Annotated in this window: 17 protein-coding genes; 3 read left to right on the forward strand and 14 right to left on the reverse strand. The window is 72.0% G+C overall.

What is annotated here, in order from left to right:
- Positions 1–107: 107 nt before the first annotated feature.
- The 8 genes from ACFYOH_RS21825 to rimP form a co-directional block, all read right to left on the reverse strand.
- Positions 108–3767 (reverse strand): trypsin-like peptidase domain-containing protein, encoded by a 3660-nt coding sequence (locus tag ACFYOH_RS21825; protein WP_388627807.1) that lies wholly within the window; start codon positions 3765–3767, stop codon positions 108–110.
- A gap of 281 nt (positions 3768–4048) precedes the next feature.
- Complete coding sequence (gene truB, locus ACFYOH_RS21830; protein ID WP_388627809.1) at positions 4049–4954, reverse strand: tRNA pseudouridine(55) synthase TruB; 906 nt, start codon at positions 4952–4954, stop codon at positions 4049–4051.
- Positions 4951–5403 carry a 30S ribosome-binding factor RbfA gene (rbfA, locus tag ACFYOH_RS21835; RefSeq protein WP_388627812.1) on the reverse strand — a complete coding sequence of 151 codons (453 nt, stop codon included), beginning with the start codon at positions 5401–5403 and terminating at the stop codon, positions 4951–4953. The genes truB and rbfA overlap by 4 nt, the downstream gene beginning before the upstream one ends.
- Before the next feature lie 51 nt (positions 5404–5454).
- Positions 5455–5748 carry a DUF503 domain-containing protein gene (locus ACFYOH_RS21840; protein WP_365718710.1) on the reverse strand — a complete coding sequence of 98 codons (294 nt, stop codon included), beginning with the start codon at positions 5746–5748 and terminating at the stop codon, positions 5455–5457.
- 191 nt (positions 5749–5939) lie between these two features.
- A complete protein-coding gene (gene infB / locus ACFYOH_RS21845; RefSeq protein WP_388627815.1) occupies positions 5940–9005 on the reverse strand; it encodes a translation initiation factor IF-2 in 3066 nt (1021 codons plus the stop codon).
- A gap of 144 nt (positions 9006–9149) precedes the next feature.
- A complete protein-coding gene (locus ACFYOH_RS21850) occupies positions 9150–9446 on the reverse strand; it encodes a YlxR family protein (protein ID WP_388627818.1) in 297 nt (98 codons plus the stop codon).
- A 130-nt stretch (positions 9447–9576) separates the two neighbouring features.
- On the reverse strand, positions 9577–10563 hold the full coding sequence (nusA, locus tag ACFYOH_RS21855; protein ID WP_388627821.1) for a transcription termination factor NusA: 987 nt from the start codon (positions 10561–10563) through the stop codon (positions 9577–9579).
- A gap of 2 nt (positions 10564–10565) precedes the next feature.
- Positions 10566–11084, reverse strand: a complete 519-nt coding sequence (rimP, locus tag ACFYOH_RS21860) for a ribosome maturation factor RimP (RefSeq protein ID WP_388627824.1) — start codon at positions 11082–11084, stop codon at positions 10566–10568.
- 304 nt (positions 11085–11388) lie between these two features.
- Between rimP and ACFYOH_RS21865 the strand changes: the two genes are divergently transcribed.
- The 3 genes from ACFYOH_RS21865 (at position 11389) to ACFYOH_RS21875 (ending at position 13350) form a co-directional block, all read left to right on the forward strand.
- On the forward strand, positions 11389–11898 hold the full coding sequence (locus ACFYOH_RS21865) for a hypothetical protein (protein WP_388627827.1): 510 nt from the start codon (positions 11389–11391) through the stop codon (positions 11896–11898).
- Positions 11895–12389, forward strand: a complete 495-nt coding sequence (locus ACFYOH_RS21870) for a ferritin-like domain-containing protein (RefSeq protein ID WP_388627829.1) — start codon at positions 11895–11897, stop codon at positions 12387–12389. Before ACFYOH_RS21865 ends, ACFYOH_RS21870 begins: the two co-directional genes overlap by 4 nt.
- Before the next feature lie 61 nt (positions 12390–12450).
- Positions 12451–13350 carry an aminoglycoside phosphotransferase family protein gene (locus ACFYOH_RS21875; RefSeq protein ID WP_388627831.1) on the forward strand — a complete coding sequence of 300 codons (900 nt, stop codon included), beginning with the start codon at positions 12451–12453 and terminating at the stop codon, positions 13348–13350.
- 52 nt (positions 13351–13402) lie between these two features.
- Here ACFYOH_RS21875 and ACFYOH_RS21880 read toward each other — a convergent pair whose 3' ends face one another.
- The 6 genes from ACFYOH_RS21880 to ACFYOH_RS21905 all read right to left on the reverse strand — a co-directional run bounded on the left by ACFYOH_RS21880 (position 13403) and on the right by ACFYOH_RS21905 (position 21897).
- Positions 13403–15106 carry a proline--tRNA ligase gene (locus tag ACFYOH_RS21880; RefSeq protein WP_388627834.1) on the reverse strand — a complete coding sequence of 568 codons (1704 nt, stop codon included), beginning with the start codon at positions 15104–15106 and terminating at the stop codon, positions 13403–13405.
- Positions 15107–15193: 87 nt separating this feature from the next.
- A complete protein-coding gene (locus tag ACFYOH_RS21885; RefSeq protein ID WP_388627836.1) occupies positions 15194–15724 on the reverse strand; it encodes a GNAT family N-acetyltransferase in 531 nt (176 codons plus the stop codon).
- Between the two features lie 20 nt (positions 15725–15744).
- A complete protein-coding gene (locus tag ACFYOH_RS21890; RefSeq protein ID WP_388627839.1) occupies positions 15745–16593 on the reverse strand; it encodes a GNAT family N-acetyltransferase in 849 nt (282 codons plus the stop codon).
- A gap of 242 nt (positions 16594–16835) precedes the next feature.
- Complete coding sequence (locus tag ACFYOH_RS21895; protein ID WP_388627841.1) at positions 16836–17156, reverse strand: hypothetical protein; 321 nt, start codon at positions 17154–17156, stop codon at positions 16836–16838.
- 17 nt (positions 17157–17173) lie between these two features.
- Positions 17174–21523, reverse strand: coding sequence for a polymorphic toxin type 30 domain-containing protein (locus ACFYOH_RS21900; RefSeq protein ID WP_388627844.1), 4350 nt, complete (start codon positions 21521–21523; stop codon positions 17174–17176).
- Entirely contained in the window at positions 21520–21897 is a 378-nt protein-coding gene (locus tag ACFYOH_RS21905) for a WXG100 family type VII secretion target (protein ID WP_388627847.1), read from the reverse strand. Before ACFYOH_RS21905 ends, ACFYOH_RS21900 begins: the two co-directional genes overlap by 4 nt.
- Between the last annotated feature and the right edge of the window lie 6 nt (positions 21898–21903).

The following is a 21903-nucleotide window of genomic DNA, read 5'->3' on the forward strand; positions in this document are numbered from 1 at the left end:
CGCCTAAGACTTGCGCAGGTCTAAGGGTGCCATGCCGGGTGCCCCGGACCCGCATCGGTATCGGGGCTGTGACCGGGCGCACGTTCCCGGCGACGCCCTGTGGCCGCTCACGCCGGTACGCGGACGCCGGCGAGGTTCTCCAGCATGCGGCGGGTGCTGGGGCCCACGACGGCGGCCCATTCGTCCGGGGTGGCGGCCAGCCAGCCGGCCATCCGCGCGGCGAAGCCGGGAACGTGCCGGCCCAGGTCGACCAGGCCGCGGTCGAAGCGGGTGGCGCCCTCGGGGGTGCGGACGAGGAGCAGACCGGTGCGGTGGACGAGCCCGCGGACCTCCTCCTCCCGGCCGTCGCCGTAGTCGTCCCCGTGCTCGGCGGCCGCGTGCAGGACGGCGTCCAGCACGGACGGCTCCTGTTCCCGGGCGAGCAGCAGCTCCAGGAGCTCGCGGCGCAGCGGACGGGAGGCGGGGGTGCCGGCGGCGGCGAGGACGGTGGCGAGGGCGGCACGGAGCTGTTCGGGGGCGTCGACCAGCAGACCGGTGACCAGGGGCAGCAGAACGGCGCGGGCGGTGGGGCCCTCGGCGAGGCGGCGGTCGACATGGGCGGCGAGGTGGCCGGCGGTCTGGGGGTGGAGCCGTACCGCCTCCTGGAGCAGGGGCGCGATGCGGCGGGCCAGGGCCGGGGTGGTGGCCTCGGCGAGGGTGCGCAGCGCCTCCCCCGCGTGCGGGCCGCGCAGCCGGGCGCGGAAGGCCTCCAGGACCGGTTCCGGGTGGCCGGCCAGGACGGGGACCAGGGCGCTCGGCGGGAGCTGCGGGTCGCCGTCGGAGAAGTGCCGTAGGGCCGCGGCGAGGTGCCGGTCGCGGGTGTGCGGGTCGCGGACCAGCAGGGCGAGGGCGCCGCCGTGCAGGGCGCGGTCGGCGGGGCGGGCGAGCAGGGCGAGGGCGGCGTAGCGCAGCAGCTCGCGGTCGGCCTCCGCACGGGCGTGCGGCGCCGCGCGCAGGCCGTGGGCCACGGCCGCGGCCCGGCGGGCGGGGCGCTCGTCGTGCGCCCAGCGGTCGACCGCCCGGCAGATCGCCGACGGCTCGTCCTCGGCGAGGGTCGCGAGCAGTTCGTCGGCGCGCCGGTGCGCACTGGCCACCAGGTTCTCGACGAGCTCGTCCAGCGCGCCGTGCCGGTGGGTGTGCAGCAGCGCCTGCGCGGCGGTCGCGACCGTGGCGTGCGGGGTCGCGGGCAGCGGCCGTTCGTCGTCGAACCAGCGGGTCAGCCGCGGCTGTACGACGGCTGGCGCGGCCGCGAGCAGCCGGGCGACGACGTCCAGGTAGCGCTCGCCGGTCTCGGGGGGCACCGGGTCGGCCAGCACGAGCCGGCGCAGCAGATCGAGCCGCTCGGTGTCGTGGACCGGCAGCTCGGTCCAGAAGCCGGGGCCGAACTCGGCGGGCACGGGCCGCTGGGCGCGGCGCCAGGCGACGATCCGGTCGGCGAGCAGCCGCAGCACGTCGGTGTACGGCGTAGCGTCCGGGATCTGCAGCAGGGTGCGGGCGAGCAGCCGGGCGGCCCACCAGGAGCCGGTGTCGCGGTCCAGGGCGTCCGTCAAGTCCCGCAGTCGGGCCGCGAGTTGGCGGTCGCCGTGGTGCCGGGCGAGGAGCAGCAGGGCCTGGACGACGGGACCGACGCAATGGTGTGGCACCGGGACGGGAGCGGTTTCCCGGGCGGTACGGGGGCGGTGGACCAGGGCGCGCAGGGCCTCGTCGAGGTCGAGATGCATGCCCTGGATCCAGTCGGCCAGCTCCTCGTGCGCGAAGCGGTAGCCCCGGCCGGCCGGAACGAGCAGACCCTCGGTCAGTACGGCGGACGCCCAGCCGGTGCCGCCGCCCAGCCGGGCCGGGGCGGGCCCCCAGGGGAACACCGCCTCGAACGACGCCCGGTCCAGCTCGCCCTGCCCCGCGCCGAGGCTCCGCCGGGCGGCCTCGTGCACCTGCCCGGCCACGCGAGCGGCGAGCCGGCGTACGGCGGTGCCGCGCAGGCCGCTCTCCGCGGCGAGCCGGACCGCGATCCGCAGGCACATCAGATCCAGGTGGGCGGCGAACACCTCGTGCCGTTCGACGGGTCCGGCGCCGGTCTGGACGTCCGGGGCGGCGGCCCGGACCTCGGACAGCAGCCGGAGGGTGAGCGGATGCCGGGCGTCGCGATCGGAGAGGGCGCCGTCGGGGACCTCATACCGGACCCGGGCCAGCCGGGCCTCGTCCGGTGTGAGGTCGGGGAGGCGGAGGCAGGGCGGGAGGGGGGTGGAGGCAGTGGCGGGAGCCTCCGAAGCCGCCGATGCCGCCGGAGCCGCCGGAGCGTGCAGCAGGTCGGCGGGGAATTCCGCCCCCGCTCGCTCCCAGTGCTCCTCCCGGCAGGCCACCACCAGTCGTGCCCCGGTCCGGCGCAGCCACGCGGCCGTTCCCCTGGTCCAGTCGGGAAGGCGGTGGGCGAGCACGGGGGGCATCTCCTCGGGGCCGTCCAGCAGGAGCAGGAGCGGGCGGCCGGCCCGGACGGCGAGGTGGGCCAGGTGTTCGGGGCTGACGTCCCCGAGGGATTCCGGGTGGACGGAGCGGGCGGCGGCGACGATCCTGGCGGCCCGTTCCAGGGTGCGGCGGGCCGCGTCGGCCACGGAGTCGTCGGCATCCTCCAGGTCCGCGCCACGCAGCCAGAGCGTCGGGGCGGGCCGCTCGCCGGCCCGGCGGGCGGCGAGGGCAGCGAGTGCCGTCGTACGCCCGCTGCCGGGCGCGCCGACGAGCCCGAGCACGGCCCGGTCACCGGCCGTGAAGGCGGCCAACTCCCGTGCGACACCGTGGCGTTCGACCGGCTCCACGACGCCGGCGAGAAAGCCCTGCGGGCCCTCCTGGCCGACCGAGGTGGCGGTCAGCTGCAGAACGCCGGCCTGGTTGAGGTCGGTGCCGTAGACGGGCACCGTGGCCGCGTTGCGGGCGAGCAGCTCGCCGAGGGGGCCGCCGGCCGGCCGGAGCGGCACCGCGAAGCCCGTGTCACGCTGCGGGGAGTGCAGGGCGGTGCCGAGGACGCCGATCACCGCGCCGGTCTCCGCGTCGAGCACCGGTCCCCCGGCCGCCCCGCCGCCCAGCCGCAGCGCGTCCTGTCCCGCGGTGCCGACCGCCAGCTCCAGCGCGTCCGGGAGGAGGTGGAAGCGGTCGGTGGCGGTGTACGTCACCTCGGTGGCGGCCAGCACCCGTGCCTCCCGCCAGCAGCCGGCGGGGATCCGTACATAGGTTCCGGCGTCGATCCGCTCCCGCACGGACAGCGGCAGCGGGTCGAGACCCAGGCCCTCGGTGCGGACCAGGGCCAGATCGCGCTCGGGCAGCGGGGTGACGGCGTCGGCGGCGACGACACAGGTGCGGTCGCCGCCTGCGATCTGCAGCACGAGCCGGGTCAGGCCGTCGACCGCCTCGTGGCTGGTGAGCAGGGTGCCCTGGTGATCGGCGAGGAAGCCGACGCCCCGGGGTCGCCCGGCGAGGTCGCGGATCTGGACGAGGGCGGGGTCGGGGCCGGGGTGCGGGTCCGGGATGACCGAGGGGTTCGAGAGGCCTGCTGCGGGGTTCGAGAGGCCCTTGGTGCCGCCGATACCTGTGGTACCGGTGGTGTATCCGGTGGCGCCCGCGGCGCCCGTGCCGTCCGTACGGTTCCGGTCCCCCCGCTGGAAGTCGTCCGCTGTCTCCCGCGTACGGTCCGCCGCTGCCCGTCGACCGCCTCTGTTGCGCGGGCCCCGTCCCGCCATGGCCGTACCTCCCCGCCCTTGCCCATGTGCCCTGTTGACGACGGTAGGCGCGCGATGATCGGCGGGACAGCTCGCGTGGCGAACGCGCCCCCTTCCGCTCCCCCGGTTCACTCCGAGCGCCTGCCCGGTCGGGTGAATAGGCGGGAGCCGATGGATAACCCTAGAGGTGGGGGAACCGAGGGGGGATCGTGGAGCGGCGGCAGGGGCCCACCCCGTGGCCGGCCGCCGCTCCACGGGCAGCGCCCACGGCGGGTGTCTCGGCGGATGTCTCGGCGGATGTCTCAGCCGAAGACGGCCACGCTCTTGGCCTTGCCCCTGTGCTGTTCGACCAGTGCGAGGAAGCGGCCCTCGGGGTCGAAGACGGCGACGGGACCGGCGCCCGCGTACTCGTCGGGCATCTCCAGCCGGACGCCGTTCAGCAGCAGCCGGGCGCGCCGGGCGTCCACCTCCCAGCGCGGGAACGCGGCCGCGGCGGCGTCCGCGATCGGCATCACGGTCAGCTCCTGCTGGAGCTGGTCCAGCGTCTTCGCCGTATCGATCTTGTACGGTCCGACGCGCGTCCGGCGCAGCGCGGTGAGGTGGCCGCCGACGCCGAGGTCGGCGCCCAGGTCACGGGCGAGGGCGCGGATGTAGGTGCCGGAGGAGCAGACGACGGACACGACCAGGTCGAGGACCTGGGTGCCGTCGGCGGCGACGGCGTCCCGGACGTCGTACACCGCGAAGGAGGAGACGGTCACCGGACGGGCCGGGATCTCGAAGTCCTCGCCCTCGCGGGCCCTCTTGTACGACCGCACGCCGTCGATCTTGATGGCGCTGACCTTGGACGGCACCTGCATGATGTCGCCGGTCAGCTTGGCGATGCCGGCGTCGATGGCGTCCCGGGTCACCCTGGAGGCGTCGGTGGACGAGGTGACCTCGCCCTCGGCGTCGTCGGTGATCGTGTTCTGGCCCAGGCGGACGGTGCCCAGGTACTCCTTCTCCGTGAGGGCGAGGTGCCCGAGGAGCTTGGTGGCGCGCTCGACACCGAGGACCAGGACGCCGGTCGCCATCGGGTCGAGGGTGCCGGCGTGGCCGACGCGGCGGGTGCGTGCGATGCCGCGCATCTTGGCGACCACGTCGTGCGAAGTGAAGCCCGACGGCTTGTCGACGATGACGAGGCCGTCGGGCGTGGTGTGCTTCTGGGTCATTCCGCGGCGTCGCCGTCCGTCTCGTCGTCCGCCGGCTTCTTGTACGGGTCCGCGCCGCCCGCGTAGCTGGCGCCCGCGGAGGCCTCGCGGACCTTCTCGTCGGACTGCCGTGCCTTGTCGAGGAGGTCCTCGATGGTCCGGGCGGTGTCCGGCAGGGCGTCCGCGACGAAGGTCAGGGTCGGCGTGAACTTCACACCGGCCGCGCGGCCCACCTCGGAGCGCAGGATGCCCTTGGCGCTCTCCAGGCCCGCGGCCGCGGCCTTCCGCTCCTCGTCGTCGCCGTAGACCGTGTAGAAGACGGTCGCCTCCCGCAGGTCACCCGTGACCCGGGTGTCCGTGATGGTGACGTGCGAGCCGAGCCGCGGGTCCTTGATCCCGCGCTGCAGTTTCTGGGCCACCACCTCCCGGATGAGGTCCGCCAGCCTTTTCGCCCGCGCGTTGTCGGCCACTGGTCCGTCTCCCGTTCTTTCTTCTGCTTGCTCTGGTGTTGGGTCTGGTCGTCAGTCGTCTTCGCCGTGGAAGCGCCGTCGCACGGACAGCAGCTCGACCTCGGGGCGGCCGGCGACCAGCCGTTCGCACCGGTCCAGTACGTCGGTGAGGTGCGCCGCGTCGCCGGAGACCATGGCGAGGCCGATGACCGCTCGCCGATGGAGGTCCACGTGGTCCACCTCTGCCGCGCTCACCGCGTACTTCCGCTGGAGTTCGGCGACGATCGGGCGGACGACGGAGCGCTTCTCCTTCAGCGAGTGGACGTCGCCGAGGAGGAGGTCGAAGGACAGAGTCCCCACGTACATGTGTGTAACCGGTTCACCCGCCGGTACGGGATCGATGGCCCCGGGCCCGTGTGGGCCGGGGACACCAAAAGGTTACGCGAACCGGCGCGGTCGCTCGACGGGGTTTCCGTGGCCCCCGCAACAGCTCCCGCAACGGCAAGCTGGCCGGCAGGACCGTGGTCCCGCCGGCCAGCTTCAGAATCCGTGGGCCATTACGCCCGCGGCTTCTCCCGCATCTCGTACGTCGCGATGACGTCGTCGACCTTGATGTCGTTGAAGTTTCCGAGGTTGATACCGCCCTCGAAGCCTTCGCGGATCTCGGTGACGTCGTCCTTGAAGCGACGCAGGCCCTCGATGTTGAGGTTCTCCGCGACCACCTTGCCGTCGCGGATGAGGCGGGCCTTGGTGTTGCGGCGCACCTCGCCGGACCGGATGAGGACACCGGCGATGTTGCCCAGCTTGGACGACTTGAAGACCTCGCGGATCTCCGCCGTACCCAGCTCGACCTCTTCGAACTCCGGCTTGAGCATGCCCTTGAGGGCCGCCTCGATCTCCTCGATCGCCTGGTAGATGACCGAGTAGTACCGGACGTCCACACCCTCGCGCTCGGCCATCTGCGCCGCGCGGCCGGCCGCGCGGACGTTGAAGCCGATCACGATGGCGTCGGAGCCCATCGCCAGGTCGATGTCGGACTCCGTGACCGCACCGACGCCGCGGTGCAGGACGCGGATGTCGACCTCTTCGCCGACGTCCAGCTGGAGCAGGGAGGACTCCAGGGCCTCGACGGAACCAGAAGCGTCACCCTTGATGATCAGGTTCAGCTGCTGGACCTCGCCGGCCTTGAGCACCTTGTCCAGGTCCTCCAGGGACACGCGGCGCGTGCGCTTGGCGAAGGCCGCGTTGCGCTCACGGGCGGCGCGCTTCTCGGCGATCTGACGGGCCGTACGGTCCTCGTCGACCACCAGGAAGTTGTCACCCGCGCCCGGGACGTTGGTCAGGCCCAGGACCTGGACCGGCGTCGACGGGCCGGCCTCGGCGACGTTGTTGCCGTTGTCGTCGAGCATGGCGCGAACCCGGCCGTAGGCGTCGCCTACGACCATCGTGTCGCCGACCCGCAGCGTGCCTCGCTGGACGAGGACCGTCGCCACGGCACCACGGCCGCGGTCGAGACGGGACTCGATCGAGATGCCCTGCGCGTCCTGGGCCGGGTTGGCCCGCAGGTCGAGCGAGGCGTCGGCCGTGAGGATCACGGCCTCCAGCAGCGAGTCGATGTGCAGACCCTGCTTGGCGGAGATGTCGACGAACATGGTGTCGCCGCCGTACTCCTCGGCCACCAGGCCGTACTCGGTCAGCTGACCGCGCACCTTGGTCGGGTCGGCACCCTCGACGTCGATCTTGTTGACCGCGACCACGATCGGCACGTCGGCCGCCTTGGCGTGGTTGAGCGCCTCGACCGTCTGCGGCATGACGCCGTCGTTGGCCGCGACGACCAGGATCGCGATGTCGGTCGACTTCGCACCACGGGCACGCATGGCGGTGAACGCCTCGTGACCCGGGGTGTCGATGAAGGTGATCTTGCGCTCTTCGTCGTTGACCTCGGTCGCGACCTGGTAGGCACCGATGTGCTGGGTGATGCCGCCGGCCTCGCCCGCGATGACGTTCGTCTTGCGGATCGCGTCCAGCAGTCGGGTCTTACCGTGGTCGACGTGACCCATGACGGTGACGACCGGCGGACGGACCACCAGGTCCTCCTCGTCGCCCTCGTCCTCGCCGAACTCGATGTCGAAGGACTCGAGCAGCTCGCGGTCCTCCTCCTCCGGGCTGACGATCTGAACCGCGTAGTTCATCTCGTCGGCGAGGAGCTGGAGCGTCTCGTCGGAGACGGACTGCGTCGCGGTGACCATCTCGCCGAGGTTCATCATGACCGCGACGAGCGACGCCGGGTTGGCGTTGATCTTCTCCGCGAAGTCGGTGAGCGACGCGCCGCGGGAGAGACGGATGGTCTCGCCGTTGCCGCGCGGCAGCATCACGCCGCCGACGCTCGGGGCCTGCATGGCCTCGTACTCCTGGCGCCGCTGCCGCTTCGACTTGCGGCCACGACGCGCGGGACCGCCGGGACGACCGAAGGCGCCCTGCGTGCCACCGCGGCCACCGGGACCGCCGGGACGGCCGCCGAAGCCGGGACGGCCACCGCCGCCACCGCCGGGACCGCCGCCGAAGCCGCCGCCACCGCCGCCGGGACGACCGGCGAAACCGCCGCCACCGCCCGGACGGGCGCCGCCGCCACCACCGGGACGACCGGCGAAACCGCCGCCGGGACGACCGCCGCCGCCGCCGGGACGACCGGCACCGGCCGGACCGCGACCGCCGCCGCCGGGGCCGGGACGCGGGCCGGCAGCGGGACGCTGCGGCATCATGCCGGGGTTCGGACGCGGACCGGCCGGGCCGGGACGCGGACCGCCCTGCGGCCGGGGCATGCCGGCCGGGGTCGGCCGCCCGGAGGGACCGCCGTGCCCGCCGGGAGCCTGCGGACGCGGACCGCCGCCCTGGGCGCCGGGCGCCTGCGGACGGGGACCGCCGCCGGGGCCGCCGGGGCCGGGACGCGCGCCGCCCTGCGGGCGCGGGGCCTGCGGGCGGGCCATGCCGGTGGAGCCACCGGAGGTGAAGGGGTTGTTGCCCGGACGCGGACCGGCCGGACGGGCACCCGGACGCGGGGCCTGGCCACCGGCACGCGGGGCACCCTGGCCCGGACGGGCCTGGCCCTGACCGGGACCGCCCGGACGGGCACCGGCGGGCTTCGGGGCACCCGGACGGGCGCCGGGACGCGGACCCTGCGCGGCCGGGGCCTGCGGGGCCTGGGCGGCCGGCGGAGCGGTGAACTCCGGGGCGGCCGGAGCCGGACGCGGCGCGGGCTTGGGACCCGGCACCGGACGCGGGCCCGGGGCGGGCGCGGACGCCGCAGGGGCCGCCGGGGCGGCCGGCTGCTGGGCAGCGGGCGCCGTCGGAGGCTTGGGGGCCGGCCTCGGGGCAGCCGGACGGGCCGCCTGCGCCGGAGAGGGCGCCGCGGGCCTGGGGGCAGCCTTGCGCGGGGCGGGCTTCGCGGCGGACTTGCCGTTGCCACCGCCCTGGAAGGCGTCAGTCAGCTTGCGTACTACGGGCGCTTCGATGGTCGAAGACGCCGAACGGACGAATTCACCGAGCTCCTGGAGCTTGGCCATGACGACCTTGCTCTCAACGCCGAACTCCTTGGCGAGTTCGTAGACCCGGACCTTAGCCACTTCGCTCCTTTGAGGTCCGGGTGAAGCCGGACCGTCGCTAGTTCATGGGCGTACTCATCGCGTACTCATCGAGTGCTCATCGCAATCTCGACCTGCTTTCGACTCGCGAGGTACCAGGCCGCACGGGGTTCCGTGCGGCACGTCTTACGGTGTTGCCTGCTCGGCAACTGTTGTCTGCTCGACGTATCGGCGCAACGCCTTTGTGTCGAGCGGCCCCGGGGCGCGCAGTGCCCGCGGGAACGCCCGGCGGCGTACCGCCTGGTCGAGACAGACCAGTGCGGGGTGTACATAGGCACCCCGGCCGGGCAGCGTACCGCGAGGATCGGGGGCGCACGCGTCCTCGATCTTCACGATCCGCAGCAGATCGTCCTTGGCCGCCCGCTCCCGGCACCCCACACAGGTGCGTTCAGGGCATGCTCCGGCGTGCGTCCGGCCAGACACAGTTAAGTCTACCTCCCCGCACCGACCTCACCCCTTCGGGGGAAAGATCGAACGGTTGTTGTCGTAAACCAAGCGGCCCGCGGCTTGGATCTATTCCCGGAGCCGCCCGGTTACCGGCTGTTACTCGCTCTTATTCGGCCATCTGTTCGGTGTCCGGCCGGATGTCGATCCGCCAGCCGGTGAGCCGGGCGGCGAGGCGGGCGTTCTGCCCCTCCTTGCCGATCGCGAGCGACAGCTGGTAGTCCGGCACGGTCACCCGGGCGGAGCGGGCGGCCAGGTCCACGACCTCCACCTTGCTCACCCGAGCGGGTGACAGGGCGTTCGCCACCATCTCGGCCGGGTCGTCCGACCAGTCGACGATGTCGATCTTCTCGCCGTTCAGCTCGCCCATCACATTGCGCACCCGGCCGCCCATCGGGCCGATGCAGGCGCCCTTGGCGTTCAGGCCCGAACGGGTGGACCGTACGGCGATCTTGGTGCGGTGACCGGCCTCACGGGCGATCGCGGCGATCTCCACCGAGCCGTCGGCGATCTCCGGCACCTCCAGGGCGAAGAGCTTCTTCACCAGGTTGGGGTGCGTACGGGACAGGGTGACCGACGGACCGCGGACGCCCTTGGCCACCCGGACGACGTACGAGCGCAGCCGCATCCCGTGCGGATACGTCTCGCCCGGCACCTGCTCCTGCACCGGCAGGATGGCCTCCAGCTTGCCGATGTCGACCAGCACGTTCTTCGGGTCGCGGCCCTGCTGGACCACGCCGGTGACGATGTCGCCCTCGCGGCCGGCGTACTCGCCGAGCGTGGCGTCGTCCTCGGCGTCGCGCAGCCGCTGCAGGATCACCTGCTTGGCGGTGGTGGCGGCGATCCGCCCGAAGCCCGACGGGGTGTCGTCGAACTCGCGGGCCTCCTGCCCCTCTTCCAGGTCCTCGGGGTCCTCCTTCGCCCACACGGTCACATGCCCGGTCTCCCGGTTGAGCTCCACGCGCGCGTGTCGGCGGCTTCCCTCGGTGCGGTGGTAGGCGATGAGGAGGGCCGACTCGATCGCCTCGACCAGCAGGTCGAAGGAGATCTCCTTCTCCCGAACCAAGCCCCGCAGGGCACTCATGTCGATGTCCACGGCTACGCCTCCTCCTCTTCCTTCATGTCCTTCTTGACCTTGTCGTCCTTGCGGCTGAACTCGACCTGCACGCGCGCCCTGGCGATCTCCGGGAAGCCGAGCCGGCGGCTGGTGGCCTTGCGGCCCTTGACCCCGGGAACCTCGACGTCCAGACCGTCCTCGTCGACCTTCAGGATCCGGGCGATCAGCTCGCCGCCCTCGGTCAGCTGGAACTTCACGAGCCGGTCGGTGGCGCGCACGAAGTGCCGGTGTTCGGTGAGGAGGCGCTCCGCGCCGGGGGTGCCGACCTCCAGGTCGTACGCCGCGTCGCCCATCGCGTTGGTCTCGTCGAGCTTCGCCGAGAGCGCACGGCTCACATCGGCGATGGCGTCCAGATCGGCTCCGGTGTCGGAGTCGACGACCACGCGCAGCACCCGCTTGCGTCCGACGGAGTCCACGGCGATCTCTTCGAGATCCAGTCCCTGGGAGGTGACGAGCGGTTCGAGCAGCTCTCGCAGCCTCTCGCTCTGGGTGGTGCTCATCCGGGTGACTCCTCGGCCGCGTGTGCTGTTGTGGGATGGGTCGCGTGTCTGGTCAAAGGGTATCCGGTCGCGGGCACTGTTGCGTGCGTGTGCCTCCGGCGGTGGGGCGGGCGCCTTCCAGCTCGGGGGGGCTGTTGTTCGTTGGCGGGTGCGGGTCGTGGGGGGCTGGTCGCGCCGTTCCCCGTGCCCCTGGGGTGGGTTCACTGAGCCGGTGACATGAGGCGCAGGGATGCGCGGGTACCGTGATCACGGCGGGCTGCCCTCCCGCCCGTGTGTTCGTACGAGCCCCCCGAGGACGTCAGCCGTGCCGTACCCCCCACCCTTGCGCGCCCCCTCGGGGCCGCGCAGAAGAACCCTGCTCGCCTCGGCCGCCGGGGCCGCCCTGCTGGTGGGGTGTTCGGCTGGGCCGGACTCCGGTGGCAGCAGCGCCGCGTCGGCTTCTGAGCGGGCACGCGCGCGTGCCGCGCGGGACAGCCAGGGGCTGCTGGAGCGGTACGACGCCGTGCTCGCCGCGCACCCGGGGCTGGCGCAGCGGCTGGGCCCGCTGCGGGCCCAGGTGGCCGCGCATGTCCGGGCGTTCACGGACGGTACGACGCCCAAGCCCGCGAAGTCCTCGGCCTCCCCGTCCGCCGAGCCGGCCGTCCCGGCCGCCGAGAGGGACGCCCTCGCCGACCTGGCCGCCGCCGAGCGCACGCTGGCCGACCGGCGTGCCAAGGCCCTGCTGGAGGTGCCGGGCGAGCTGGCGCGGCTGCTGGCGTCGGTGGCGGCGGCCGGGGCCACGCACGCGTACCTGCTGACGGAGGGGGCGAAGTGAGCGACGAGGCGAGGTCGGCCGAGCTGAGGGCGCTGCAGGCGGCGCTGGCGGCGGAGCACGCGGCGGTGTACGGCTACGGTGTCGTCGGCGGCAAGATCAGCGCGGCCCGCCGGACCGAGGCACGGGCGGCGTACGACGCCCACCGGGCGCGCCGGGACGCGCTGACCCGCGAGGTCCGTGAGCTGGGCGGGCAGCCGGTCGCCGCGAACGCCGCGTACGCGCTGCCGTTCCCGGTGCCCGACGCGGCGGCAGCCGTGCGGCTCGCCGCCCGGCTGGAGGAGCGGGTGGCGGGCGTCTACGCGGACCTGGTGCGGGCGGCGACGGGCGCGCGGCGCGGTGCGGCCGCCGCAGCGCTGCGGGAGGCCGCGGTGCGCGCGGTGCGCTGGAGCGGGGAGAGCGTAGCCTTCCCTGGGCTCGCCGAGCGGTCCTCCGGCGAAGGGACCGGCGCGGCCGGTACGACACCCTCGGCCTCCGCCTCGGTGACCCCGTGAGCCCGTGAGGCCGTAGACACCTCGTACGACAGGACCCGGACTGGAAGGAAACGACTCGCGCATGGCTTTCGAACCGCCGCCGCGCCTGGTACGGGCGCTCGGTGAGACGGCACCGGCCGGGGACGACTGGCTCGCCCGGCTGCCCACGATCGCCGAACAGGCCGTTGCCAGGCACGAGTTGACGGTGGAGCGGGTTCAGGTGCCGGGCGGGCGCAGCAGCCTGGTGGTGCTGGTGCGGCGGGCCGACGGCACCCCGGCCGTGCTGAAGTTGGCCCCGCCCCGGGCCCGTCCGGAGAGCGAGCGGGCGGCGCTGGCGCACTGGGGCGGGCTGGGCGCCGTACAGCTGCTGGGAGCCGGTGCGGAGGACGGTGTGCTGCTGCTGGAGCGGCTGCACCCGGATGTCTCCGTGCGGTCGCTGCCGGAGGCGAAGGCGCTGCTGGAGGCCGCGGGCACGCTGCGGCGGCTGTGGGTCGAGCCGCCGGCCGGTCATGCCTTCGAGACCGTCGCCGAGCGCACGGGGCGCCAGGCGGCGGCGATGCGGGCGGGTGCGGAGGCCGACCCCGAGGTGGCGCCGCTGGTCGACGCGGCGCTCGCGGCCCGCGAGGAGCTGCTGGCGGCGCCGCCCGAACACCGGTTGCTGCACGGCACGTTCCGGCAGAGCAAGGTGCTGGCCGGGGAGCGGTGGCCGTGGCTCACGGTGGGCCCTGATCCGGTGGTGGGTGAGTGCGCGTTCGACCTGGCGCGGCTGGTGCGGGACCGGGTGGAGGACCTGATCGCGACACCGGCGGGTGCGGCGACGACGCGGCGCCGCATCAAGCGGCTCGCCGAGTCGCTGGAAGTGGATCAGGAGCGACTGCGGGGGTGGACGCTGTTCCGGGCGGTGGAGTCCGGGGTGCGGGCGCGCCGGGTCGGGCGACCGAAGGACGGGGAGCTTCTGCTGGAGTTCGCCGGGTGGCTGTAGAGCCGACGGAGCCCCCTGAGCGCATCTCAGGGGGCTCGTTGACGTTTGCGTGCTACGCCGCCAGACGGGCGATCGCGTCCTCGACGGTGAGTTCCTCGCGCTCGCCGGTCTTGCGGTCCTTCAGTTCCAGGACGCCCTCGCCGGAGCGGCGGCCGGCGACCAGGATCTGCGGGACGCCGATCAGCTCGGCGTCGGTGAACTTCACGCCCGGGGAGACGCCGGCCCGGTCGTCGACCAGGACGCGGAGGCCCGCGGCGGCCAGCTTCTCGGCGACGTCGAGGGCCAGCTCGGTCTGCAGGGCCTTGCCGGCGGCGACCACGTGCACATCGGCCGGGGCGACCTCCTTGGGCCACACCAGTCCCTTGTCGTCGGCGCTCTGCTCGGCGATGGCCGCGACCGCGCGGGAGACGCCGATGCCGTAGGAGCCCATGGTCACACGGACCGGCTTGCCGTTCTGGCCGAGGACGTCGAGCTTGAGGGCGTCGGTGTACTTGCGGCCCAGCTGGAAGATGTGGCCGATCTCGATGGCGCGGTCCAGGTTCAGGCCGGTGCCGCACTTGGGGCAGGGGTCGCCCTCCCGCACCACGACGACGTCCACGTAGTCGTCGACCTCGAAGTCACGGCCGGCGACGACGTTCTTGGCGTGGGTCTGGTCCTTGTTGGCGCCGGTGATCCAGGAGGTGCCGGGGGCCACGCGCGGGTCGGCGACGTACTTGACCTTCTCGCCCAGGCCCTGCGGGCCGACGTAGCCGCGGACCAGGTCGGGACGGCCGGCGAAGTCCGCCTCGGTGACCATCTCGACGACGGCCGGGGCGAAGTGCGCCTCGACCTTGTCCAGGTCGACCTCGCGGTCGCCGGGCACGCCGACGGCGACGATCTCGCCGTCCACCTTGACCAGCAGGTTCTTCAGCGTGGCGGAGGCGGGGACGCCGAGGGAGGCGGCCAGGGTCTCGATGGTCGGGGTGTCCGGGGTGGGGATCTCCTCCAGCGCGGGCACGTCCGAGGCGTCGACCGGCTTGAGCGCGTAGGTGATCGCCTCCGTGTTGGCGGCGAAGTCGCAGTTCGGGCAGTCGGCGAAGGTGTCCTCGCCGGCCTCGGCCGGGGCCAGGAACTCCTCCGACTTCGAGCCGCCCATCGCACCGGCGGTGGCCGCGCAGATGCGGTAGTCCAGGCCGAGGCGCTCGAAGATCCGCTGGTAGGCCTCGCGGTGCAGGGCGTACGACTGCGCGAGCCCCTCGTCCTCCAGGTCGAAGGAGTACGAGTCCTTCATCAGGAACTCGCGGCCGCGCAGGATGCCGGCGCGGGGGCGGGCCTCGTCACGGAACTTGGTCTGGATCTGGTAGAGGATCACCGGCAGGTCCTTGTAGGACGTGCACTGGTCCTTGACCAGGAGGGTGAAGATCTCCTCGTGGGTGGGGCCGAGGAGGTAGTCGCCGCCCTTGCGGTCCTTGAGGCGGAACAGCTCCTGGCCGTACTCGTCCCAGCGGCCGGTCGCCTCGTACGGCTCCCGGGGCAGCAGGGCGGGGAGGGTGACCTCCTGGGCGCCGATGGCGTCCATCTCCTCGCGGACGATCCGCTCGACGTTGGAGAGGACCTTCTTGCCGAGGGGCAGCCAGCTCCAGATGCCGGCGGCCGTGCGGCGGACGTAACCGGCGCGGACGAGGAGCTTGTGGCTGAGGACCTCGGCGTCCGCCGGGTCGTCGCGCAGCGTCTTCGCCATCAACTGGGACATGCGCTGGACCGGTGCGTTGGCCATGGTTCTCGTACTCCTGCCGGGTAAGGGTGATGGCATAGGAGGTTAGCCGGGCTGCCTGTGCCGGTGGAAATCGGATTCGCCCCGGCTCTACTTGCGGCGCAGTGGCAGGTGGGCGCCCATCACGGCGTACGGCTTCGGCGCGCTCGGGAAGTGGACCTGGCGGGCGAGGTCGACATAGCCGAGGGAGAAGTACAGACCGCGGGCGGGACTGTCGGTGTCGATCGCGGAGAGGATCGAGCGGGGCTCGGCGGCGGTGTCGGTGATCGCGGTGATCAGGCGGCGCCCGATGCCCCGGTTCTGGTGACGGGGGTGGACGTGCAGTTCCGTGATCACGAAGGAGTCGTCCAGCCAGAAGTCGTTGCCGGTGGCGCGGAGGTACGGCTCCACCACGGTGGACCACCAGTGGGTGCGGGAGTTCGGCATGCCGTAGACGAAGCCGACGAGGTGACCGCCGACGGTGGCGCCGAGGGCCCGCGCGCCCGGGAACTGCATATGGCGCTGGACGATCTGCCGGCGTACGGCGACCTCGTCGGGGCCGAGTCCGAAGGCTACGGCCTGGACGGCCAGGGCCTCGTCGACGCGGGCAACGAGGTCCAGGGGGCCGATCACGAGGTCCATGCCGGGAGCGTACAGCGGCTTCAGAACAGGACGCTCATGAAGGCGCCGACCTCCTGGAAGCCCACGCGGCGGTACGTCCTTCTCGCCGCCGTGTTGAAGTCGTTCACGTACAGGCTGACGACCGGGGCCACGTCGGCGAGGGCATAGCGCAGGACCGCCGCCATGCCGGGGGCGGCCAGGCCCCTCCCCCGGTACTCGGGGGCCACCCAGACGCCCTGGATCTGGCAGGCGTGGCTGGTCGCCGCGCCGATCTCCGCCTTGAAGACGACCTTGCCGTGCTCGTCGAGGCGGGCGAAGGAGCGGCCGGAGCCGACGAGTTCGGCGACGCGGGCCTGGTAGAGCAGGCCGCCGTCACCGGCCATCGGCGATACGCCGACCTCCTCGGTGAACATCGCCACGCAGGCCGGCATGATCGCTTCCATCTCGTCCTTGCGGACGCGGCGGACATAGGGGTCGGGGGCGATGTCGGCGGGCATGCGGTCGGTGACCATCAGCGGCTGGTGGGCGCGCACCTCGCGGGCGGGGCCCCAGTGGGGTTCCAGCAGGCGCCACAGCGAGGCGGTGGCATCGGCGGGCCCGACGATCGAGGAGCAGCGGCGGCCGGCCCTTCTCGCCCGGTCCGCGAAGGCGCGGATGGCGCGGGGGGTGGCGCAGACCGGGACCAGGTTGGCGCCCGCGTAGCACAGGGACGTGAGCATGCCGTCCTCGTACCAGCCCCACATCTCGCCGCCGAGCCGCCAGGGGTCGAGGCCCGCGACCTGCACCCGGGAGGTCACGAAGGCGTTCGCGACCGGCTCGCGGCCGAGGACGGCGAGCGCGGCGTCAAGGTCGCTCGGTTCGAGCACCCGTGAGGTGGTCTGGGTCAACACGTGCGGGGCCTCACCCTGGGGTTCTGCTGGTCCCGGCACTGTACCTCGTGCGATTGTGCGGCGCCTCGGGGTGACGAAAGGGGGACCTACCTGCGAGGAAGCTCTCGGCGGAGGTCTTCCTGGGCCTCGCGCGGGCACAGCGGTACAACGCCGAAGGTGATCTTCTACTGTCCCGATAGTCCCGCGGGGCGTCCCACTTCCAGCCGAAGTAGTCGGGGAGGCGCAGTGCCTCGTGGAACTGATCACCCTTCGAGCACGTCGGTCACGTATTCACCAAGCTCGGGCGGCAGTTGCTCGATGCGGATCTCCTGCAGCTGTGAGACATGGTCAAGACGAACATGGCCTGTTGACATCAACTCAAGGATGGCGTGAAGCTCGGCCTCCAGGGCCGAGTTCTCCTCCTCGGAAACCGCAGCCGCCGACAGCAGCGTCGCCAAGGCCGAAGCCTGAGCGGGCGAGTAGGCACTCAAACGGTCAGTAACTTCGTCAGCCGCGCGTTCACGCACGCCCGATTCGATATCCAGGACCTTACGCACTATTTCGATATATTCTCGGGATTCCATACACGAAACCTTGGTAATCAATACGGCAGTGGATATTGGCTCGGCCAGGGCATGTGTGTGCCGTTGGCCGCGTCGGGGTTGTAGTGCGGACTGTTTGGGTTGTGGACTTGCCGATGGTACAGGTTCCCCGCGTCATCCTGGTATTTGCCGCCGATCGAGATGCGGTAGACGTCGCCGTTCGCCGCATTCGAGCCCGCCGGGGCAGTTCCATCCTTATCATGCACCCGAAGTCGAACGGTGTTCCCCGTCTCAGGATCTTTCCATTTGTATTCGACTCCCTTTTGCGCACCCCCGTTGGGATCCGGTTTGAGAACGCGCACCTCCGCGTCATCGGGCACGATGTCTAGTGGATTATGGTTCCTCAGATCCCACCCACCGTCCTTGATACGGGGCGGGTAGGGACTCAAACCGAGCGGATCAGCCCACGCATGCGGGTTGGACACATATGCGATGGGATTGGGTGAGGGCTCCAGGCCGAGGGGATCGGGGGTGGCGTAACGGGCGGTTTCGGGGTCGTAGTGGCGGAAGTGGTTGTAGTGCAGGCCGGTTTCCGGGTCGTAGTACTGGCCCGGGAACCGGAGGGGTGTATAGGTGGTGCTGTCCGTTGCCCACGCTGTGGTTCCCCACAGGGTGCTTCGGGTGCGCCAGGCGATGTCACCCTGTTCATCTATGAGTTCGCTCGGGGTGCCGACGAGGTCGGTGACTATGGCGAAGAAGCGGGAGTCAATTTCCTCCCGGGGTGCGTCTGCCGCTGTGATGCGCTCTGTTTGGGACAGGGGGCGGTGGCCCTCGTGGTCCCAGGTGAGAGTGACCGGGTTGGGAAGGGACGAAGACGTCGTAGTCTGTTCACAGAGAGTTGTGCCGTCCCAGGCGAAGTCCACCCTTTCCAGCACCGTTTCGCCGTCTTCCGCCAGCCGGAGTTTTGCTGTGCGGCGGCCCAGGGGGTCGTAGGTGTAGCGCCAGCGGGTGCCGTCCGGGGTGGTCACCGAGATAAGGCGGTCTTCGGCGTTCCATTCGTAGCGCCAGGTGTCCGGCTTCCTCGAAAGGCGGGTCTTCTGGCGGAGGGTAACGCGGCCGAGCGCATCGTGTTCGTAGCGGACGTTGCCCGCTCGGGTGATGCGGGTGCCCGTGTAGGAGCGGGGGCCCATTGCCTCCGTGCCCGGGTGGTTCGTCGGCCAGGTCGCTTCTGTTTGGTTGCCTGCCTCGTCGTAGGCGTAGCGTTCCGACCAGTTCGCCGCGTGGACCGCTGTCACCCGGCCCGTCGCGTCCAGGTCGAAGCGGCGGGTGCCTGAGAGGTGGTCGTCTATGGCGGTCAGGTTGCCGTCGGCGCGGTAGGTGTACGCCCTTCTTTGCAGCATGCGGCCCTGTGTGCCGGTCACCGACTGGGTGGTCAGGCGGCCAAGGGGATCGAAGGTGTGGGCCAGGGTGATGGTTTCGCCTATGTGGCGGGTCAGTTCGCGGCCCGCCTCGTCGTAGGCGAAGTCGATCGTACGGCCGTTGGTGGTCAGCTGGGTGCGGTTGCCGGCCGCGTCGTACGTCCAGGTGCTGTGGGCGCCGGTGGGGGTGGTGCGGGCTGTGCGGCGGCCCAGGGTGTCGTAGGCGTACGTCACCGTGCGGCCGTTGACCGTCTCCGAGTGCAGGCGGCCGTAGCGGTCGCGCAGCAGCGTCAGTATCGTGCCGTCCGGGCCCGTGGCCTGGGCGAGGTTGTCGGTGAAGTCGTAGGCGTAGGTGGTGACGGCGCCTGCGGCGTTCTTCGTGGTGATGCGGCCCAGGGCGTCGCGTTCGAAGGCCGTCACCTCGCCGAGAGCGTTCCGGCGGGAGACCAGGCGGCCGGCGGCGTCGTGCTCGTACGTCAGCGTGCGGTCGTCGAAGTCCGTCTCCGACAGCAGGCGGCCAGCGCCGTCGTAGGCGTACTCCCACGTCAGGCCCTGGGGGTTCGTCACCTTCGTCAGGCGCAGTTCCGCGTCGTGGGCGAATTCGTAGCGGACGCCGTCCGGGCCCGTGCGGGCCGACAGGAGGTCGAAGTGGGTGTATTCGAAGTGGGTGACGCCGCCGAGGGGGTCGGTGTGGCTGGTGCAGTTGCCCTCGCCGTCGTACGTCCAGCTCTCCGACGTGCCGTCCGGGGCCGTGCGGCGGGCCAGTTGGCCTTCCACCGTCCATTGCAGGTGGGTCGTCGCGCCGGTGGGGTCCGTGATCGCGATCGGGCGGCCGAAGGCGTCCCGTGTGTAACGGGTGACCGCGCCGAGTGGGTCGGTGACCTCGATCGGCAGGCCCGCGCGGTTGCAGAGCACCCTGGTCGTGTGGCCCAGCGGATCCGTGACCGATGTCAGGTGGCCGGCCTGCGTGTAGGTGAAGTGCGTTGCCTGGGACGCCGGGTCCGTCATAGACGTCCGGTTGCCCCGCTCGTCGTACGTACGGCGGTGGGTGTTGCCGTCAGGGCCGGTCACCTTTACCGGCAGGCCGAGGTCGTTGTACTCCGCTCTCGCCTCGCGGCCGTCCGGGCGGATGACCGAGAGCAGGTTGCCCTCGTCGTCGTAGCGGAACGTCGTCGTGTGGCCCAGGGGGTCCGTCGTGGACAGCAGGCGGTTGTAGCGGTCGCGGGTGAAGTGGGTGGCCGCGCCCAGCGGGTCTATCTCCGTGACGACCTGGCTGTTGGCGTTGATCAGGTAGCGGCGGGTGTGGCCCTCGCCCGTCACCGTGGTGGTGACGCGGTGGCCGGTCGCCGGGTCCGTCTCGTCGTACGACAGACGCAGGGCCATGTGGCCGTGGGAGCCGCTCTCGGCGATGCAGCGGTCCCGGTTGTCGTACTCGTACGTGTAGCTGCGATTGTTCGTGTCCGTCCAGGACACCACCCGGGCGCGGTCGTCGTACGCGAAACGCAGGGGCAGACCCGAGGAGTTGATGACCTCCGTCAGGTGGCCTTCGGGTGAGTAGGCGTAGCGCTTGATCTCCTGGTCCGTGCCGTCGGGCGCCGCGCCCGCCAGGTGCAGGGCCGTGACCCGGTCGCCGGATGTGGTGATCTTCAGGCGGTAGCCGCCGGAGGAGACGATCGCCAGCGGGGTGCCCTCGGCGTCGTACTCGAAGGTCAGCCAGTTGCCGTTGCGGTCGTCCATCTGCTCCAGGACCGCGCGGTCCTCGCCCCGGTCGGCGAAGTGCCACACCCGGCCCGAGCGGGGGTCCGTGACCGTGTAACCGCCCTCCACCCGGGCCAGCGGCCAGCGCTTGCTGCCGTGGGTGGGGAGCGTGGGGGCGCCGGGCTGGGGGTGGGGGTAGCTCAGGAGGAGGCCGTCCTCCGTGACGAAGATGACGCCCTCGGTGTCGATCGCCAGGTGCTGGTCGACCGTCGAGGACCAGGACGGGCCGAACCAGTGGCCCAGGCGGTAGCCGGACTCCACGCGGCGGGTGAAGACCAGGGGCAGGGTGCCGGGCAGGGTGATGTCGGTCTGCGGCAGGTACATCTTGCCGGTGACCAGGTCCACCGGGTCGGTGTTGTCGTCCTGGACCTTGTTGCCCGGGTTCTCCGCCACGCCCTCCGGGTCCTCGCCCGCGGCCTGGCGGGCCGTGCTCCGCGCGTCACCCGCCGCCACGTCACCCAGCCCGTCCAGCTCACTGGGCAGCGCCCGGGCGCCGGGGATCGAGATGCCGTCGAACAGGGCTCCGAAGCCGCCCGCCTCGCCTGCGACCTTGGCCATGGCGCCGGCGCCGCCGAACATGCCGCCGAAGACTATGCCGGACGTCGCCGCGTCGCTCGCCTCGTCCAGGCTGAAGCCCTTGCTCTCGCCGGTGGCGATGGCGACCGGCTGGCTGACCGCCAGGTCCACGGTGACCGACTCCACGCCGCCTATCGCGGCCGTTGCCAGGGTCGTACCCGCGATCGTGGCGATCTCCGTGGAGACCTCGATGCCCAAGGTCCCGGCCAGTTCCACGATGCCCGCCGTGGCCGCCGCCGCCGCGCCCTCGGAGATACCGGCCGTGAAAATGGCCAGCGCGGTGCCCGCGACGATGGTCGCGCCGACGATCTCCAGCTCGTGCTCCAGGCGCGTGACCGCCTTGTGCACGGCGTCGGCGTACTTGTCGAGCGCCCTGGCCATGTCCCGGGCGGCGTCGGCCATGTCCTTCAGCCAGCCGTGCCCGTTGTAGTAGTAGCGGCGCCAGAACGGGTCGTCGAAGGCGGAGATCGCCTCGCCCTTGTTGTCCTCGATGATGTGCCGCGCCGTCTTGTTCGCCGCGGACAGCACGTTCTCGATGTCGTCGGCGAAGGCCCGCCAGGCCTTGGCCGCCTCCCGCAGTCCGTGCTCGTCGGCCGCCGGCCACCACATGCCGGTCATGTCCTGGACGATCTGCTTCGCCTTGTCGGCCGCGCTCACTTCGGCTGGCCCCCGCCCTGCCCGTGGCCCTGCACATGGATCCGGCTGAACATCGAGCGGACCAGCTGCTCGTTGTCGATGTGGCCGTCCGCCATGTCGCTCATCGCCTCATGGATGCTGGCCAGGCCCTGGGCGAGGATGTCCGCCGCGTGCTCGATCTTCGTGACGTTCGGGCCGTACGCCTGGTGGAACTCCTTGCCCTGCTTGTCGTCGCCCCACGGCGAACCCGCCGCCGCAAGCGCCGTCTTGAGCTTGTTCAGCGCCTTGGTGAGATCCTGGCTGTGCGTCTGGAAATGCGGAGCCGTCTGCTTCAGATCAGCGATCTTGATATCGAGTATCTTGCCGTCGCCGCCGCTGCCGCCCTGGTCACCCATGGTGCC

The organism is Streptomyces sp. NPDC007856 (assembly GCF_042868225.1).
Classification (GTDB): Bacteria; Actinomycetota; Actinomycetes; order Streptomycetales; family Streptomycetaceae; genus Streptomyces.